Source organism: Thiomicrolovo immobilis (assembly GCF_039645955.1).
Classification (GTDB): domain Bacteria; phylum Campylobacterota; class Campylobacteria; order Campylobacterales; family Sulfurimonadaceae; genus Thiomicrolovo; species Thiomicrolovo diazotrophicus.
Window position 1 is genome coordinate 2,080,869 of sequence record NZ_CP147916.1, and the last position, 17,131, is coordinate 2,097,999.

18 protein-coding genes are annotated in these 17,131 nt (G+C 60.1%); 2 read left to right on the forward strand and 16 right to left on the reverse strand.

Annotated elements, in window-relative coordinates; translation table 11 throughout:
• Positions 1-72 precede the first annotated feature (72 nt).
• The 8 genes from WCX72_RS10825 to greA are packed head-to-tail and all read right to left on the reverse strand — an operon-like array spanning position 73 to position 6,910.
• Positions 73-1,245, reverse strand: coding sequence for a PatB family C-S lyase (locus tag WCX72_RS10825; protein ID WP_345969782.1), 1,173 nt, complete (start codon positions 1,243-1,245; stop codon positions 73-75).
• Complete coding sequence (locus WCX72_RS10830; RefSeq protein WP_345969783.1) at positions 1,232-1,867, reverse strand: ABC-type transport auxiliary lipoprotein family protein; 636 nt, start codon at positions 1,865-1,867, stop codon at positions 1,232-1,234. The genes WCX72_RS10825 and WCX72_RS10830 overlap by 14 nt, the downstream gene beginning before the upstream one ends.
• The gene (locus WCX72_RS10835; protein ID WP_231019078.1) at positions 1,864-2,832 is read right to left on the reverse strand and encodes an MlaD family protein; all 969 of its coding nucleotides are present in this window, start codon (positions 2,830-2,832) and stop codon (positions 1,864-1,866) included. The genes WCX72_RS10830 and WCX72_RS10835 overlap by 4 nt, the downstream gene beginning before the upstream one ends.
• The gene (locus WCX72_RS10840) at positions 2,829-3,569 is read right to left on the reverse strand and encodes an ATP-binding cassette domain-containing protein (RefSeq protein WP_231019079.1); all 741 of its coding nucleotides are present in this window, start codon (positions 3,567-3,569) and stop codon (positions 2,829-2,831) included. The genes WCX72_RS10835 and WCX72_RS10840 overlap by 4 nt, the downstream gene beginning before the upstream one ends.
• 1 nt (position 3,570) lies before the next feature.
• Entirely contained in the window at positions 3,571-4,689 is a 1,119-nt protein-coding gene (locus tag WCX72_RS10845; RefSeq protein ID WP_345969784.1) for an ABC transporter permease, read from the reverse strand.
• Positions 4,690-4,694: 5 nt separating this feature from the next.
• On the reverse strand, positions 4,695-5,438 hold the full coding sequence (locus WCX72_RS10850; protein WP_345969785.1) for a UDP-2,3-diacylglucosamine hydrolase: 744 nt from the start codon (positions 5,436-5,438) through the stop codon (positions 4,695-4,697).
• Positions 5,428-6,435 (reverse strand): N-acetyl-gamma-glutamyl-phosphate reductase, encoded by a 1,008-nt coding sequence (argC, locus tag WCX72_RS10855; RefSeq protein ID WP_345971554.1) that lies wholly within the window; start codon positions 6,433-6,435, stop codon positions 5,428-5,430. Before argC ends, WCX72_RS10850 begins: the two co-directional genes overlap by 11 nt.
• On the reverse strand, positions 6,428-6,910 hold the full coding sequence (greA, locus tag WCX72_RS10860; protein ID WP_231021239.1) for a transcription elongation factor GreA: 483 nt from the start codon (positions 6,908-6,910) through the stop codon (positions 6,428-6,430). Before greA ends, argC begins: the two co-directional genes overlap by 8 nt.
• Positions 6,911-7,102: 192 nt before the next feature.
• Between greA and WCX72_RS10865 the strand changes: the two genes are divergently transcribed.
• Positions 7,103-8,452, forward strand: a complete 1,350-nt coding sequence (locus WCX72_RS10865; RefSeq protein ID WP_345969786.1) for an FAD/NAD(P)-binding oxidoreductase — start codon at positions 7,103-7,105, stop codon at positions 8,450-8,452.
• A 54-nt stretch (positions 8,453-8,506) separates the two neighbouring features.
• Here WCX72_RS10865 and WCX72_RS10870 read toward each other — a convergent pair whose 3' ends face one another.
• From WCX72_RS10870 to surE, 4 genes are read right to left on the reverse strand one after another with little or no spacing between them, the layout of a single operon-like run.
• Positions 8,507-9,454, reverse strand: a complete 948-nt coding sequence (locus WCX72_RS10870) for an AEC family transporter (protein WP_345969787.1) — start codon at positions 9,452-9,454, stop codon at positions 8,507-8,509.
• An 18-nt stretch (positions 9,455-9,472) separates the two neighbouring features.
• Positions 9,473-10,759 (reverse strand): thioredoxin-like domain-containing protein, encoded by a 1,287-nt coding sequence (locus tag WCX72_RS10875; protein WP_345969788.1) that lies wholly within the window; start codon positions 10,757-10,759, stop codon positions 9,473-9,475.
• On the reverse strand, positions 10,756-11,397 hold the full coding sequence (locus tag WCX72_RS10880) for a ThiF family adenylyltransferase (RefSeq protein WP_345969789.1): 642 nt from the start codon (positions 11,395-11,397) through the stop codon (positions 10,756-10,758). The genes WCX72_RS10875 and WCX72_RS10880 overlap by 4 nt, the downstream gene beginning before the upstream one ends.
• 2 nt (positions 11,398-11,399) lie before the next feature.
• Complete coding sequence (surE, locus tag WCX72_RS10885) at positions 11,400-12,173, reverse strand: 5'/3'-nucleotidase SurE (RefSeq protein WP_345969790.1); 774 nt, start codon at positions 12,171-12,173, stop codon at positions 11,400-11,402.
• Positions 12,174-12,247: 74 nt separating this feature from the next.
• Here surE and WCX72_RS10890 point away from each other — a divergent pair, with 74 nt between their 5' ends.
• Entirely contained in the window at positions 12,248-12,628 is a 381-nt protein-coding gene (locus WCX72_RS10890; protein ID WP_345969791.1) for a hypothetical protein, read from the forward strand.
• On the opposite strand, the gene WCX72_RS10895 is transcribed toward WCX72_RS10890, so the two are convergent.
• The 4 genes from WCX72_RS10895 to WCX72_RS10910 are packed head-to-tail and all read right to left on the reverse strand — an operon-like array spanning position 12,623 to position 16,996.
• The gene (locus WCX72_RS10895) at positions 12,623-13,903 is read right to left on the reverse strand and encodes an ArsS family sensor histidine kinase (protein WP_345969792.1); all 1,281 of its coding nucleotides are present in this window, start codon (positions 13,901-13,903) and stop codon (positions 12,623-12,625) included. The two genes, WCX72_RS10890 and WCX72_RS10895, sit on opposite strands and share 6 nt — an antisense overlap.
• Positions 13,900-14,568, reverse strand: a complete 669-nt coding sequence (locus WCX72_RS10900) for a response regulator transcription factor (protein WP_231019090.1) — start codon at positions 14,566-14,568, stop codon at positions 13,900-13,902. Before WCX72_RS10900 ends, WCX72_RS10895 begins: the two co-directional genes overlap by 4 nt.
• A 45-nt stretch (positions 14,569-14,613) precedes the next feature.
• Complete coding sequence (feoB, locus tag WCX72_RS10905) at positions 14,614-16,776, reverse strand: ferrous iron transport protein B (protein ID WP_345969793.1); 2,163 nt, start codon at positions 16,774-16,776, stop codon at positions 14,614-14,616.
• A complete protein-coding gene (locus WCX72_RS10910) occupies positions 16,769-16,996 on the reverse strand; it encodes a FeoA family protein (RefSeq protein ID WP_231019093.1) in 228 nt (75 codons plus the stop codon). Before WCX72_RS10910 ends, feoB begins: the two co-directional genes overlap by 8 nt.
• Between the last annotated feature and the right edge of the window lie 135 nt (positions 16,997-17,131).

A 17,131-nucleotide genomic window follows, 5' to 3' on the forward strand; every position in this document is an offset into this window, starting at 1 on the left:
AAAGAGCGCCCCCGTTTTTTCCGCGAAGTGTAGACAAAAGAGATTACGGTCCCGTTACAGACCCGGTATCGGCTAGAAAGCGCGCAGTGCCCCTTCCAGCCTTGCAAGCGCCGCGTCCATCGTCGGTGTCGGTACGGCGAAGTTGAGGCGCATGAAACCGCTCCCTTCCCTGCCGAACGAAATGCCCGGGCTCAATCCGAGGCGTGCCTCGCCGATAAAGAACTCCCGCAGAGCTTTGTCGGAGCCAAATCCCATCTTCCGGCAATCCAGCCAGGCGAGGTAGGTCCCCTCCGGCGGCCGAAAACCGATCTGCTCGTAACGTCCCACCAGCTCTGAGAGCTTGTCGATGTTCCCCTGCAGGTGTACCAGCAGCCCCTCCAGCCACGCTTCGCCCTCCCGGTAGGCCGCTTCGAAGCCGGCATGGCCGAAGACGGTCCCCTGGGCGAAATGGATCGTGTCGTAGACCGCTTTGAACTCCGCACGCATCGCGGCATCCGTCATCGCAACGGTCGAGATCGCCAGTCCCGCGACGTTGAAACTCTTCCCCGGGCCGATCGCGGTCAGTGTGATCGCGCGGACGGCCTCTCCCAGGGCGATAAAGGGGGTATGACGATGGCCGGCAAACAGCAGGTCCGAATGGATCTCGTCGGCAAAGACCCTGATGCCGTGGCGCAGGCAAAGTGCCGCCAAAGCTTCGAGCTCCGCGCGCTCCCAGACGCGGCCGACGGGGTTGTGGGGGGAACAGAGCAGCAGGAGTTTCGTCTTCGGTGTGATCTGCTTCTCAAGCCCCTCCAGGTCAAAACGGTAAATCCCCTCCGCATCCTGCCGCAGGGGGTTGGAGAGCACTTTGCGCCCGCTGTGCCGGATCGTGCTGACAAAGGGGGGATAGATCGGGGGCTGGACGACGACCTCATCACCCGGCGCGGTAAAGGCGGCAATGGCGGCAGAGATGGAGGCGACGACGGAGTGCGAATACAGGAGGTCCTCCGGTTCAAGCGTCACCCCGTGACGGTGCGCCATCCAGCTGCACTGCGCTTCAAAGGCGCTGCGGGGCATCTCCTCGTAGCCGTACACGGGGTGTTCCGCCCGTTTCATCACGGCATCGCGGACGCACAGAGGAGTCTCGATATCCATGTCGGCCACCCACATCGGCAGGACGTCTTCCGTCCCGAAGAGCTTTTGGCGCAGGGCGTACTTTTCGGCGTTGCCGCCGCTGCGCTCCGCGACGCGGTCAAAGATTGACATCGCTGCGGTCGACCTTTGCCTGCGTGTCGCACTGCTGCACCAGCCACGCGATCAGTGCCGTTTTAAATTCGGAGACCCCTGCGCTCCACCCTTCCATCGCGCTTCGCACATCCGAAACAGCGCTCTTGTACCGGTAGGCGAAGGTCTTTTGCGCCAGGACACGCCGGCTGTATTGGTCGACGAGAACGGCATAAAGCATCAGCTCCGTTTCACCCGCCCCCGTTTCGCCGATCGTCTGCAGCATCTGTTCGATGCGCACTTCAAGCAGCCAGTCGTTCTTGGCCAGGGATTTGTACGGCACGACCCCGACGAAAAGTCCGCTTTCGATGACGCTCTTTTCGATCATCTGCTGGATCTGCTGCACCGGGGACTGTTCCCAGCGCGCCTGCGTATAGCGGTAGAAGCGGTGGTCCGACCCGGCGTAATGGATCGCGGTCCCCCCCAGCCACTGCGGAGCTTCGATAAGGGCGATGCGGATCACACGCTCCCGGCACCCCTCCGCACTGCTCACGACGATTTGCGCCCCGTCGTTGAGCCGGTAGCTCTGTACCGGCGGCGCTTCGCGCGTCAGGCTGCATCCGCTGACCAGCAGCGCCATCAGGACTCCCGTTATCCATTTCATTTCGCTTCTCCCGGTCCCACCTGCGGCGGTTGATGTTCAAAGAGCATATCCGAAGGGTTTTCACCATAGCGCAGCAGCATCTGGTTGAGCAGGGTCAGGCTCTGCTCCATCTGGCGCATCGTCACTTCGAACTGCGCCATGCCCGGCCCCATCGTCTCTTTGATGCTGTAATCGCCGTTTTTGTTCCGCGCATTGATCACCTCCAGCGTCTTGGCCATGGAGTCAAAACTCTCCTGCAAAGAGGCCAGAGAGACCTTGACCTGTCCCATCGCGGCGTCGCTGCTCTGCAGCAGTTGCGGGAGTGACGACGTCCTGGCATCGAGCGCCGTCGCCAACTTCCCGATCTTCCGAATGGTCCCGTCCAGATGCGCAAACCGTTCCTTGGTCAGCCCGGTGTCTATCTTTTCCACGATATTCGCACTGTGATAGAGCAGCCGGGTCAACTCCTCCTGGTTCTGTTCGCCGATCAGCTCCTTTAGGCGCAGCAGGAGCTCTGAGATGTTCTCGGATGCCGACCCGAAGGTACGCTCCAGGGTGACAAAAAAGGAGGGTTCGAAGGGGATTGTCGGCATGGCGTCCTCATCCTCTTTGGATCTGAGCAGCGGGGCGGCCTCGCTCCCGCGGCTCAGGTCCACGTAACTCAGCCCCGTAATACCCTGCGACTTGAGCTTGGCGATCGTATCCGTTTTCACCGGGGTCGTCTTCCACACATCGATGATGACCTCGATCTTCTCGATATTATTGGGACTGATGCGGATGGCACTGACTTTCCCGACCGTCACACCGCGGAACTTGACCGGGGAATCGACGTTGAGGCCCGACACGGACTCGCCGAACTCGATACGGTAGCTCTGCAGCTCATCCTTTTTCGCCGGCTGAAGCATCCAGATCACAAAAAAAGCCATCAGTGCCAATGAGAGCAGCACAAATATGCCGACGACCGTCTCGTTCGTTTTGGCGTTCACGACACGTCACCTCCAAAAAATGTACGGATAAACGGACTCGGCACCCCTTTGACCTCCGACAGCGTCCCCTCGGCGGCGATGCGCCGCTCGTCGATAATCGCCATACGATCGAGGGTCGTCTCGATCGAGGCGAGGTCGTGGGTGACCATTACTACGGTTAATTGTAGCATGTCCCGCAGCCGCATGATCAGGGCGTCGAACTCCCGGGCCGAAACGGGGTCGAGCCCCGAGGTCGGTTCGTCCAGAAAAAGCAGCGGCGGGTCCAGAGCCAGGGCCCGGGCCAGGGCGACTTTCTTTTTCATCCCCCCGCTGAGCTGGGAGGGGTAGAGCTTCCCCTCTTTGGGCGTGAGCCCGACGATGTCGAGTTTGAAGGCAACGATCTCGTCGATCAGCGCGACCGGGAGCGCCGTGTACTCCTTGAGCATCACGGCAATGTTTTCGGCCACGTTCAGCGAGGTGAAGAGCGCATTGGACTGGAACAGCACCCCCCATCGGCGCCGCAGCGCCTGTGCCGCGTCGAAAGAGAGCCTGTCAAGCGGATCGCCGAAAAGGCGGATGCTGCCGCTCTGAAGCGGCTCGAGAAGGATGATCTCGCGCATCAGCGTCGATTTTCCGCAGCCGCTGGGGCCGAGGAAGCCGTAGATCTCCCCGGCATTAACGTGCAGCGACACCCCGTCATGCACCAGGCGCTCTCCGAAGCGCGTCACGACGTTTTCGACCTCTATGACCGCCGCCATCTCAGAACCCCAACTTCGTAAAGACGATGGAGAAGAGCGCATCGCAGATGATCACGGCAAAGATCGCCTCGACGACGCTTTTGGTCGTATTGATCCCGATACTCTCCGTATCGTTTTTCACCTTCAGACCTCGGTAGATCCCGATGGAAGCGATAAGCACGGCGAAGAAGGGCCCCTTCACCAGCCCGACCCAGAAGTGTTTGAGGGCCACCGCCTCGGTAAAGCGGTCCATAAAGAGCGTGACCGAAAGTCCCAGCTCCGTATGCGCGATCAGCATGCCGCCGAGCATGCCGAACCCGTCGGCGAAGAAGATGAGGATCGGCATCATGATGATCAGGGCGAAGAGGCGCGGCAGGACCAAAAAGGCATAGGGATCGAACCCCATCGTCCGCATCGCGTCGATCTCCTCGGTCATCTTCATCACCCCGATCTGTGCGGCGTAAGAGGAGCCGCTGCGTCCGGCGACGACGATGGCGGTCAGCATGGGGGAGAGTTCGCGCAGTATCGAGATGCCCAGCGCGTCGACAATGAAGATGTTGGCGCCGTAGGTTTTCAGCTGTACCGCCGACTGGTAGGCGACGACGACGCCGACAAGGAACATCGTCAATGCGATGATGCCCAGGGCCTTGATGGCGCTCTCCATAATCTGGTAGCCCGTCTCTTTGTAGCGGAACCCTACTTTGCGCGAAAGCAGGTGCATAAACGCCAGGAAGGTCCGGCCGATAAAGGCGACGATGCCCGCACCGTTGGCCGCCACCTCCGCCGCGTTCCGTCCCGTCTGCGCCAGGAGACCGGGAACGGGAACGGCAAAATCGATATCGGGGTGGCCGTAGCGCTGCGTCATCGCCAGCACCCGTTCAGTCTGGGCGTCCGCCCCCTGCACCACCACGACATTGCCGGCCTCTTCCAGGCCGCGCCGGAGCCGCTGCAGCAGCAGGGCCCCCGCCGTGTCGATCTGTTCGATGGCCGAAAGCTCAAGGAGCACCTCGTACTCCTTCAGACGGGCCAGCTCCTCCCCGCTGATCGCCCCGGCGACCGCGTCAAGCGTCATGGCGTGCCACGGGCCGCTGCAGTGTACCGTCATCCCGCGTTCGGTCTTTTCGATCTGCAGCTGCGCCATGGCTCCTACCCCTCGTTCCACTCCTGCGCTTGCAGGGTAAAACCGTTTTGCTCGTTCCTAACGATAGCATAGCGAAGATTACAGGCAAATGCGGCGGGATTGAAGTAGCGCACACCGTCCACGTCGAACCGCTTCCCCTGGTGGTAGTGCCCCTCAATGAAAATGTCAACGTCTGCCAAGGCCAGCGGGGCGAGATGGGCCCGCACGAACGTCTCGAAACCCGCCATCGTATGGCAGTGGTTCTTCCGCTCCAGGTAGGCCTCGAGCTTCGCGATGATCCCGTTGCCGGTCAGGCGGTTGATGACACCCAGCAGACGCAGTACCGCGCCGTTTCGGATCAGCGCCGTGTAGATCCTGTAGGAGAGCGGCTGGTTGAAATCGCCGTGGGCCAGGAGCACGGCACGATCGGCGCAGCGGCAGGCAAAGGGCTGGTAGGAGAGCGGCACGACGGTGGCCTCCGGGAAGAGCGCGGCAAGGTTGTAGTCGTGATTGCCTTCGAGGTAGAGGACGGGAATACGGCGGCTGATGCGCTGCAGCACGGCAACGGCCTCGGCGTTCATCGCATGGGTCACCTTGATCTGCCCGAAGAGCAGATCGAAGATATCCCCCATCAGCAGCAGCTGCGGAACCTTCACGGTGCCTGCATCCACCGCCAGCAGAAGCGAGAGCAGCTGCGGGCGTGTTGCGGAGTAGTGGGCATCGCTGATCAGCAGGGCGCCGGGAAGGATCTCGTAGGGGTCACGGGACATAGGCGATGATCGGGATGCCCGTGTTCTCCTCCAGTCCCATCATCAGGTTCGCGTTGGCAACGGCCTGGGAAGAGGAGCCGCGGACGATGTTGTCCACGCTGCTGTTGACATAGAGCTTCTTCCCGCGGACCTTGGCGTAAATGTCGCAGAAATTCGTGCCCGAACAGGCTTTGATATCGACCGGGTTTTCAAAGATGCGCACGAAGGGTTCATCGGCATAATACGCCTTCAGGACAGCAATCGGATCGATCTCCTCTTTGAGCAGGGCATAGGCGTCGATCAGCTCGCCGCGGGTCGCCGGGATCAGGTGCGGAACAAAGTTGATATCGAAATCTTTTCCGCTGTCGAGGAGAAGCTTTTCACGGATCTCCGGTTCGTGGCGGTGTTCGAAGGGTTTGTACGCAAAGATATTCTCGTTGATCGAGACAAAATGGGTACTGGTCGTGCACTTCTTGCCCGCACCGCTCACACCGCTCTTTGCATCGATGAACACCGGAAAATCTTCATCAATGTATTTCGTAAAGGGGAGCAGGCCGAGAATCGATGCCGTCGGGTAGCACCCCGGGTTCGCGACCAGCCGCGCGGATTTGATCGCCTCGCGGTTGAGCTCGGGCAGGCCGTAGACGGCATGCTCAAGGTTCTCAGGGTCGATATGGGGCACATAGTGCGCCTCGTAGGTCTCGCGCTTCAGGCGGTAATCCGCGGAGAGATCAACGACCTTGACCCCCAGGGCCATCAGCTCTTTGACGAACCCCATCGCCGTCATATGCGGCAGAGCGAGGAACGCCAGCTCGCAGGAAGCGGCAACGGCCGCGGCATCCGCTTTGTGCACATCGCACTCAAAGATCCCCTGCATCGCCGGGTGCAGCTCGGTCAGACGCATCCCCCCTTCGCTGGTGGCCACGTATGCCAGTTCAAAGCGGGGATGCCCGGCCAGAATTTTGACCAGTTCCAGGCCGGTGTAGCCGCTGGCCCCGATAACGGCGACCTTAATCATGGCACTCAAAGATGATCTCCTGGTATTTGACTTCGATGACCTCGAACTCTTTTGTCCCGCCGGGGAGCTTGGCTTTGAGCTCGTCGCCCTCCTCTTTGCCCAGCAGCTGCTTGGCCAGTGGAGAGGCAAAAGAGATCAGCCCCAGCTCGGGGTTGCTTTCGCAGCCGCCGACGATGGTGTAGGTCATCTCTTCGTCCGTCTCCATATCGCACAGCACGACCGTCGAGCCGAAACTGACGCGGCTGTGTTCCAGGGTAGAGGGGTCCACGAGCTGCGCATTGCCCAGCATCTCGGCCAGCTCGCCCAGACGGTCGTCGATCTGCCCCTGGCGCTCTTTGGCGGCATGGTACTCCGCGTTCTCCTTCAGATCCCCCAGCGCCACGGCCTCTTCGATCGCCTTGACGATCTCCGGGCGTTCGACCGTTTTAAGATGGTTCAGCTCCGCTTGCAGTTTTTCGTATCCGAAGCGGGTCATCGGTTGTGGCTGGCTCAAAATCATTCCTCGTTTTTAGAGGAATTATAGCGCACATCGCTCTCCCTTGCCAGACCAAGCGCGCGGCACGAAACGGCGGGTTAATCATTTTTTGTCTACTATTTTGGTTTCAAGCGTATCCAAAACGTCCAACAAACGGTCTCTACCCGACCCCAATATACCGGAGCTATTATCATGAAATTTTCCCGCAGAGACGCCCTGAAACTCGGTGGAGCCCTTGCGGCCGCCATGGCGGCCGGCGGTACCGCCGAAGCCGCCGAGGCGACCCCGAAAACCGACACAGCCAACAGCCCGGCCCCGCTGCCAACTCCCAAAGGCCCCCGCGTCGTCGTTGTCGGCGGCGGGTGGTCCGGGCTCAGTATGGCGAAGTACACCAAACTTTTCGCCCCGACGGCCGAGGTCGTTCTCGTCGAACAGCGCGACGTTTTCATCTCCTGTCCCGTCAGCAATATGTGGCTGGTGGACAAGGTCGGCCTGGAGTTTATCACCCACGATTACTACCAGGCGGCCCAGCACCACGGCTACTCCTACTTCCATGCCGCGGCGACGGGCGTGGACAAAGTCAACAACACGCTGTATACGACGCGGGGCGATATCGCCTACGACTACCTGGTCCTCGCCCCGGGCATCGACTACGACTACTCCTTCTGGACCGACGACCCAGGTGTGGAGAACCGCCTTCGCCAGGAATACCCGGCGGCGTTCCGTCCCGGCTCGGAACATATGACGCTCAAACGCAAGATCCACAGTTTCCAAGGGGGGACTTTCCTCCTTACCGTCCCCGGCGGGAACTACCGCTGCCTGCCCGCCCCCTACGAGCGCGCCTGTCTGATCGCGGACTATTTCAAGCACAACGGGATCAAGGGCAAAGTGCTCCTGCTGGACGAGAACAACGACATCACGATCAAAGCGCACGGCTTCCACACGGCGTTCGAGGAGCTCTACAAGGAGTACATCGTCTACGAACCCAACGCCGTCATCGAGGCGATCGACCTCGACAAGAAGCAGGTCAAAACGGAATTCGACACCTTCGCCTTCGACGACGCCTCTTTCTACCCCCATGTCCGGGGCGGTCGGCTTCTCGAGGTGTGCGGGGTCGCCAAGGATACCGTCTACAACCGGTTCGAGGGGGACATCGACCCGATGACCTACGAGGTCCGCGGCCATCCCAACATCTACATCACCGGCGATGCCCGCCCCACGGGCTTCTCCAAGTCGGGGAACACTTCGCTGAGCGAAGGGCAGAACGTCGCGAAAATGCTCGCCGCGAAGATCAATAAACAGGCCCCCCTCAAGTGGATGTCGCCGGTGACGCTCTGCATCTCCGCTGTCTCCGCCTTTCCCGAGCACGGGATCTTTATCCACTCCGAATACGCCTACAACCCGAAACACAAACAGTTCGAGTTCGCCACCCCGGTCACCGATGAACACTGGAAAGGCGAAGAGGGGCTGGAGAATGCCCGTAACATCTACGGCTGGGCGGAAGCCTGCTACATCGATATGTTCGGGGCCGCCAAGAGCTGACGCTCAGGCAAACGGTCCCCAACGGCCGCCGCACCGGTGCGGGTATCTTTCCCCCTACCCCAGCAGACGCATCATGACCGTCACCGTCACCATGCTGCCGAGCAGGGTGGCAAACACCAGCTTTGAGGCGAGCGCAACGTCGCAGCCGTAGCGCTTGGCGAAGGCAACGCTCAGCATGGCCGAAGGCATGGCGGACTCAATGACCAGCACCTGGAGCTGCCACGCTTCAAGCGCGACATAGTGGGCCGGCAGCGCGATAAGGAGGGGAGAGGCGACCAGCTTCAGGACAAGCACGGCGGCAGCAATACCGGCGATCTCCCTGAGGCGGTCGAAGCCGAGTGAGACCCCGACGAGCAGGGTAACTAGCAGCGTATTGGCCTTGGCGACAATCTGCACCGCATCAAAGAGCGGCGAGACCGCCATGCCGGTCACGGGCAATCCGGCAACGCTCCACGCGCTGCCCGCTGCAATGGCGATAAAGATCGGCGAGCGGAAAAAGGCCAGCGCCCCGGCCCCGCCGGATCCCGACGCTTTTTTGCCGCCGTAGTGCATGGCGATCATCGCTCCCAGCGTGAACAGCGGCAACCCCACCCCCAGTTCCGAGACCAGCGACGCTTCGGCCATCGCCTCCGCGTTTTTCCCAAAGAGCTCCGCCACCAGGGCATATCCCAGGAGTGTGGAACTGCCGAAAACGGCCGCAAGGATAAAACTGCCCGTTTTCGGCGCGGAAAGGCCCATCACGCTGCTGACACCCCACGCCAGCATGAAAAGAAGCATTTCCCCCGCCATCATCAGTCCCGTGACGAGCAGATATTTCCATTCCAACGCGGCATGCGAAAGCGCATAAAAGATCAGAGCCGGCAGGGTCAGTTGCGTGATGAGGGAGGCGAACAGCGTGCCGTGATCGGGGCTAAACATGCCCGAACGGCGCAAGTAAGCGACGAGCAGAATGATACAGACAAGCACCAGCATCGAGCTCAGCGTATGCACATAAATATCCATGATGCCCCTCCGCGTGCCTCAGGCGATATAGGTCTCGAAAGACATGGCCGACAGATCGTACCTGATGACGCGATGCGCCCCGCTCTCGGCGATATAGAGGCTGCACCCCTGCTTGCACAATCCCGCGGGTTCGTTCAGATCGGCCATCAGTGTCATCATCCGGCCGCTTTGAGGGTCGTAGACCTTGAGCTTGCCGTTATAGGTATCGGCGATGAAGAGGCGCCCGCCGCCGCAGCCGTCCCCGATCCGGCCGCAGGCGATGCCCTGGGGATGCTGCAGCACTGGCGCTGTGTCTGAATCCCCCCAGGTGAACAGTCCCTCACCCACGGCAGTCTGCACGTGACCGTTCTCGATAGAACGCAGGGCGGAGCTCTCCGCGTCAACGAACCAGAGCGTACCGTCGTCACAGCGCGTCAAGCCCATCGGCTGGGCCAGCTGCGCCGCCTCCCCCGCCCCGTCGCGCAGCGCTTCGAAGCGGTTGCCGTAGGTCTGAAGCGGCTGCAGCGTCTCCTTGTCGTAGACCGTGACGGTGTGCGCCCCCGCCTCGGCGATCGTGATCGTCTCCGCCTCCACGAGCAGGGCCGATGGGGAGCGCAGCTGCTCGAACAGGACCGTTCGTTCCTCGGTGCGCAGATCGATGCGGCAGACGCTGCCGCCGGCGCGGTCGGCGATATAGAGCATCCCCTCCGAGAGGGCCAGTGCCGCGGGGGTCCGGAAGGGGGTAAAACGGCGGACAAGCTGCCCGGCCGCGTTGTATTCGCGCACATCACCGCCCCCGCTGTTGGCTATGAACGTTTGTTCACCCGATACCAGCACGGCTTCGGGAAAGCGCAGCGGGCCCGGCAGCGCCGGACTTTCGGCCGCGCTCTCCCGCGGGAGCAGGCCCAGCTTCCGAAGCGCCAGGTCGATGGCGACGCCCTGCGCCTCCCCCCGGAACGTCGCCGCAATATACCCCTCCGCATTGACCAGTACCATCGTCGGCCACGCCTTGACCGTGTATTGATCGACCAGAGCACCCTCCGGGTCGTTCAGGACGGGGTAGGTGATCCCCAGCCGCGCGACGGCGGCACAGATGGCTTCGGCCTGCTTTTCATGGGCGAATTTTCCGCTGTGCACCCCGATGACCTGCAGGGTGTCGCCGTAACGGGCCTGCAGCCGTGTGAGCATCGGGAGGTTGTTCATGCAGTTGATGCAGCCGAAGGTGAAAAAGTCGAGCAGCACGGCCCGGGGGCGCAGCTCGCGCAGCAGGTGCGGCCCGCCGGCGATCCATGCGCCGCGGTCGAGCTCGGGAGCGCGGACACTCATTTTGAACCGATGAGCCGCCGTACCGCCAGCGAGCACATGGTCAGGCCGAAGGCGGCGGTCACCCCCATGAAACTCCCCTTGACCTTCACCCGCGGCGGTTCGCTGCTGAAGATGACGGGGTATTTCTTGCTGAAACGGCGCTTTTTGAGCTCGTAGCGCAGCTTGGAGGCAAAGCGGTCGCCGTGGGCCGTCCAGATGGTCCCCACCTCGATTTTCGTGGGGTCCAGACGTTTCGCGGAGCCCGTCGCGCTGATCAGTTTCTTGTAGCACTTCTGCGCCAGGGCCAGTTTGGCCTTCGTATCGTCGATGGCGTCGAGCACAAGGTCGTAAGGCTCGAAGTCGAAGGCTTCCACCCACGCCTCGTCGATGCGCGTTTCGATCACGGCGATCTGAGGATAGTGGGCCTGCAGCGCCTTGACTTTCGACTCGCCGAGGTGGTGTTCGCTCCAGAGCTGGCGGTTCTGGTTGCTCTCGTCATAGGTGTCGAAATCGACGATGGTGATGTCGTTCACCCCCGAACGGATCAGGCAGTCCAGGCAGAAACTGCCGACCCCGCCGACGCCCAACAGCAGCAGTTTTGCTCCCTGCAGCTTCTCAAAATCCTCTCCCAGGAGCATGCGGGAACGTTCATAGCGCACGGTCAGACTCCCAGCCAATCATCGAGCGTCCGCATGGAGGCGTAGGCGCTCAGGTCCAGCATGATCGGCGAGACGGAGACGTGCCCCCGCATCACCGCTTCGAAGTCGCAGAGCTCTTCGCGCCCCTCTCTCGCTCTATACTCCAGGGGGTGCAGCCCCAGCCAGTAGTACTCCTTACCCCGGGGGTTGCGGTGCAGGTGGGCGTCGTTCGCGTAGAAGCGGTGGCCCGCGTAGGTCACTTTCGTCGCGGCCTCCGTCACCTCTGGCGGGATATTAACGTTAAGGAACTGGCGCGGCGGCAGGGGGAATTCGGACGCGAAGATCTTTTCCACAAGGTCAGAAATAGTCTCCTTCGCCAACGCAAAGTCCGGCAGAGGTTTCTCAAAATCCATCACTTGCGAGACGGCGATGGCCGGGACCCCGTGAAGCACCGCCTCCATCGCCCCGGCCGCCGTGCCGGAGTAGGTAATGTCTTCGCCCATGTTCGAGCCTTTGTTGATGCCGCTGACGACAAGGTCCGGTTTGCGCCCCTCGAACATCGAGTGCAGGGCCAGGTAGATGCAGTCGCTCGGCGTCCCGTCGTCGAGCTTAAAAAAATCGTCGCCGACGCTGATAAAACTGAGCGGGTGCGACAGGGTCAGGGAGTGGCCGCAGGCCGATTTCTCGCTCGAAGGCGCGACAACTGTCACCTGGCCGTGGGGCCGGAGTGCTTCCACCAGCGCCAGCAGCCCTTCCGATTCATAGCCGTCGTCATTGGTGACCAGAATTTGCTTCACGTTGTTTTTCCTTATTGGTTGTGATATTATTATTTTGTATAACTTGATTTTATTCTGAGATCGGAGTCCGTCCCATGCCTATGACACAACAGCATAACGGGGATATACACGTCCCGAAATCTTTTGCAAAACAAGAAGTCGACCTCACCAAGGTCTTTCCCATGCCGGAGGGGTATGAATACCTCTTTCTCGGACTCTATTTTATCACGATCCCCTACGTCGCCGGGCTGCTCTTTCTGTTTATCTTTATCGCCAAGGGGAGTTTCAACAACTTCTTCTCCCTCGATATCGCCATGTTCGCCGCTGTCTGGGCGATCGGATACGAGGTCTGCGCCGCCGTCGCTCTGACGGTTATCTTCTATAAGATGTTCCGCTACCACCGAACCCACAAAAGCCTCGTCCGGACGAAGGAACACACAACGAAACCCCTGCACGAGGTGCATAACCTCTCATAGCGCGGTGATATAGAAGCGGTTGACCCCGTCGTCGTATGCGTAGGCCAGCTGCAGATCGTGGGCGTGCAGGATCGCATCCACCAGGTAGAGCCCCAGCCCGAAGCTGTTGCGCGCCGGGTGCTCCTTCGTAAAAGGCTCCACGTAATAGCGCAGCGGGTGGCGCAGCTTCTCCCCTCTGTTTTCGAAGACGAGTTCTTTGCCCTCCATGCTTATCGCCACCCGTTTGTCCGGCGAATACTTCACGCCGTTGTCGATCATATTTTTGATGACCGTCGCTATCATCGTGAAATCGCAGGCCATCCGTTCGCTGCTGTCGACGTCGACGCTGATCATCTCCGGCTCCAGCATGGACTGGTCGATCGCCTCGTCGATCAGGTCCACCAGCCGGTAGGTCCCGATGTGCTTGTTGCCGAAGCCCGAAGAAGCCTCCTCGATCATCGCGAACTCGTTGATGAGCTGCTCGAGGCGCAGGAAGATATTGTTGAATCGCGCTTTCTGCTTGGGTTCGGCGAGCAGCTCCGCGGAGATCCGACCCTTGGCGATAGGCGTTTTGAGTTCATGCATCACGTTGCGCAGAAAGAGGGTCCGGGATTCGATCAGGGTATTGATGTTCTTGCGCGCCTGCTCGAGCTCGTTGGCGAGGATCGCGATCTCGTTACCCCCTCTCATTTCGAACACGACGTCCCTGTCGCCGCCGGCGTAACGGATCACCCGCTTTGTCAGGATGCGCAGAGGACGGATCCGGCGCCAGATAATGAAGACCGCCCAGGCGATGACGAAGACGATCGTCAGATAGGCGCTGAGCAGATGGGTCGGGAAATAGGGGCGGAGCTGTTCATCCAGCAGCAGGAACCTCCCCTGGGGGGTCTCCAGGAAAAAGTAGATCTTCCCCTCCGACTCCAGCATTGTCGCCCGCAGGTCGCTGACCCGGTCGAGGGCGTGCATCGCCTCGTTGGAGAAGTGCATGGTGCGCACCACCTCCTGGAACCCGACGCGTTTGAGAATATCGGCTTTGTCGAAAACGGCCCGGACCGCCGCGTCCCCCTGAATGTTCGACAACCCGTAGACGGCGAGGTTCGCCTCCAGGATCGCTTCGGAGGTATGCTTCATCATATGCTCGCGGTAGATCTGCGTGATGACGGTGTACTTGTTGAAAATGTTGTCGATGTACTGGGCGCGGTTGTTCTTGTAGAATTCCCAAAAGACGAAGGTGACACTGATCAGCGTCACCGCAAAGGCAAAGAGGATCGTCAGTAAGACGGCATTGCGCCTCATTTGATAAGCTTGTAGCCGATGCCCCGCACCGATTCGATCAGGGATTTGTCGCCGAGCTTGTTGCGGATCCGTCCGACCATGACATCGATGCTCTTGTTCGAGGAGTCTTCGTTGATCGCGTTGACGTTGAGGATGATATCTTCGCGGGAGACGACCATCCCCTCTTTTTTGATCATGAAGGCGAGGATGCCGTACTCCGCGTTGGTCAGATCCAGCGCACGCCCCTTGTAGCTGATCTGCATCGCCCCTTCATCGAGTTTGAAGTCGCTGTGGTGCTCCTGGGCCTGTTTGGCTTCCGTTTTCGCGGCGTACCGGCGCAGCACCGAACTGATGCGGGCTTCGAGTTCGCGTGGGTCGTAGGGTTTGGGGAGGTAGTCATCGGCACCCAGCTCCAGGGCGTTGACCTTGTCGGTGACATCCGAGCGGGCCGAGGAGATGATGATGGGAATGTCCTGGCGTTCGCGGATCGCTTCGCAGACCTCAAGCCCGTCCATCCCCGGCAGGGTCAGGTCGAGGATGACCAGATCGTAGGGTTTGAGTTTGAGAATGCTCAGCGCTTTGAAGGGATCGTCCTCCGTTTCGATCTCGTACCCGAACTGCTCAAGGTACTCGGTCAGGATCTCCGCAAGCTCGAGATCGTCTTCAATCATCAGTATCTTTTTCATGCGAGCATTTTATCCCAGCAGCATTAACTTTTAGCTAACGGTCCCCTAGTGCGGCAGCAGGGCCTCAGCCCCCGTCAGCATGAGGGTGAGATGGTAGGCGACAAAGGCAAGCGTATAGGCCGTCGCCGTCGTAAAGAGGAAAAGATAGATGAAATATTTGATCCCGCCCGCTTCCCGGGTAAAGACGACCGAAGCCGCAAGGCAGGGGAGGTAGAGCATGATCACGACGATGAAGGCGACGGCCGACGCGAAGGGGATATGCGCGCGGATGGCGCTGATGAGGGTCTTGTCCGTTTCCGTCACCCCTTCGCCGACGGCGTAAAGAACGCCGAGGGTCGAAACGACGACCTCTTTGGCCGCCAGTCCCGTCTGCAGGGCGATGGCCATTTTCCAGTCCAGTCCGATCGGGGTAAAGAACGGCTCGATCGCCTTGCCGATGCGTCCCAGGTAACTCTGTTCGAGCTGGGCCGCATCCGCTTCGACGGTGAGGTGGGACGCTTCGGTCGTGTTGACGGCCTGTTCGATCTTCGCGCTGTAAGCCGCCTCGATCTCATGCGAGTGGGGGTAGCTGCTTAAAAACCAGACCAGCATCGATGCCCCGGCGATGAAGGTCCCCGCTTTGCGCAGGTACATCAGCGTCTTGGTCAGCACCGTGTGCCAGATAAGCTTGACCGACGGCAGGCGGTATTTCGGCATCTCCATGACAAAGGGTTCATCCTGGCCGCGGAAGGCTGTCAGCTTGAGGACCTTCGCCGCGACCAATCCGATCATCGCCCCGGCGATGTAGATGGCGAAAAGGACGTTGCCTGCGATGCTTGGCGCGAAGAAGGCCCCCGTAAAGAGCACGTAGACCGGCAGACGTGCGCCGCAGCTCATGAAGCCGATGATAAAGAGCGTCAGCAGACGGTCGCTGTCGTTTTTCAGGATCCGCGCCGACATATAGGCCGGGATGGAGCAGCCGAACCCCGTCACCAGCGGAATGAAGGACTGCCCATGAAGGCCGAATTTGTGGAAGACGCCGTCAAGCAGGAACGCGACCCGCGACATATACCCCGTCGATTCGAGCAGGGCGATCCCGATAAAAAGGATGATGATATTCGGGGTAAAGAGGACCACGGCCCCGACCCCGGCGATGACGCCGTCGACGACAAGGGAGCGGATATCTGCGTTGAGGATCGTCGCGCCCACCGTTTCACCGAACCAGCCGAAGAAGGCGTCGATCCACTCCATCGGGATATTGCCGATCTCGAAAGTAAGCTGGAAGAGCCCCCACATCAGGAAGAGAAAGATCGGGATACCCAGCACAGGGTGGATAAGGAGGTCGTCCACCCGCTCGGTGAGGCTCTTCTTCTCTATGGGCTGTTCGGTCTGGCGGACCGTTTCCGTGATAACCCCCCGGATGAACGCGGCATACTCCTCGGCGAAAACCTCTTTAACGTCATCCGTATCATGGTGGGTCTCGATGTGCTTGTCCGCTTCAATGAGCAGCGGCTGCAGCTCCGTCCAGAGCGGCAGGTCATGCAGGGTACGGTAGGTCTTCTTCTCGTTCTGGAGCAGGTTGATCGCGATGTTGCGGTTGGAGATCGCCGCCTTGAAGCGGTGCTCGTCGAGGTAGGAGGCGATGATATCGATCTCCTCTTCCACGGCCTGGGAGAAGATCAGCTTCGGCTCCTGGTAGGGGGTCTCATGGGTGGCAATCACCGCTTCGATCAGTGTCTCGATCCCCATCTTGGCCGCTGCGGAGACCCGTACCGCGGTGAGGCCGAGCAGTGTCGAGAGGTAGTCGTAGTCGATCCGGATCCCCTCCCGGTCCGCCTCGTCGCTCATATTGAGCGCCAGCACCATCTTCTTGTTCATCGTCATCAGCTCGGCGGTGAGCTGCAGGTTTTTCTCCAGGTTCGTCGAGTCGACGACGTTGATCATCAGGTCATACTCTTCGTTGCACAAAAAGTCGTGGGTCACGCGCTCTTCGATAGAGTAGTCGGTAAAAGCGTAGGTGCCCGGCAGGTCCACGATGGTGAAGTGGTAATCCTTGTAGTCGAAAAAGACCTCGGATTTTTCAACCGTGACCCCGCTGAAATTGCCCACGTGCAGGCGGGCGTCGCTGATGGCGTTGATCAGCATACTCTTGCCGACGTTGGGCTGGCCGACGAGGGCGATGCGGATATGTTTTTCGGTAACGGGACAGACGGGGACGGTGTTAGGCATCGGCAGTGACCTCGATCAGTTCGGCTTCCTCTTTACGCAGGGCAAGGCGCATGCGCCCTATCTTGATCTCAACGGTGCTTTTGGCAGGCGCGAAACCCATCAGCTCCACCCGTGCCCCTTTCATGACCCCGAAGGAGACGAGACGCTGCTTCAGAGGCCCCTGCGCATGCAGCTTTACAATGGTGGCACTGCACCCTTTCATACACTCTGTCAATTTCACTGTTACCCGAGTCCCATCCTGATTGGTTTCTAAATGATAATAAAAATCAAATTAATTTAGACTAAATTAGCGCTGCTAATCCATTGGCCGTATTATACCTGCCCCGCCACCGATTTTTCCGCTTCGTCTGTTATA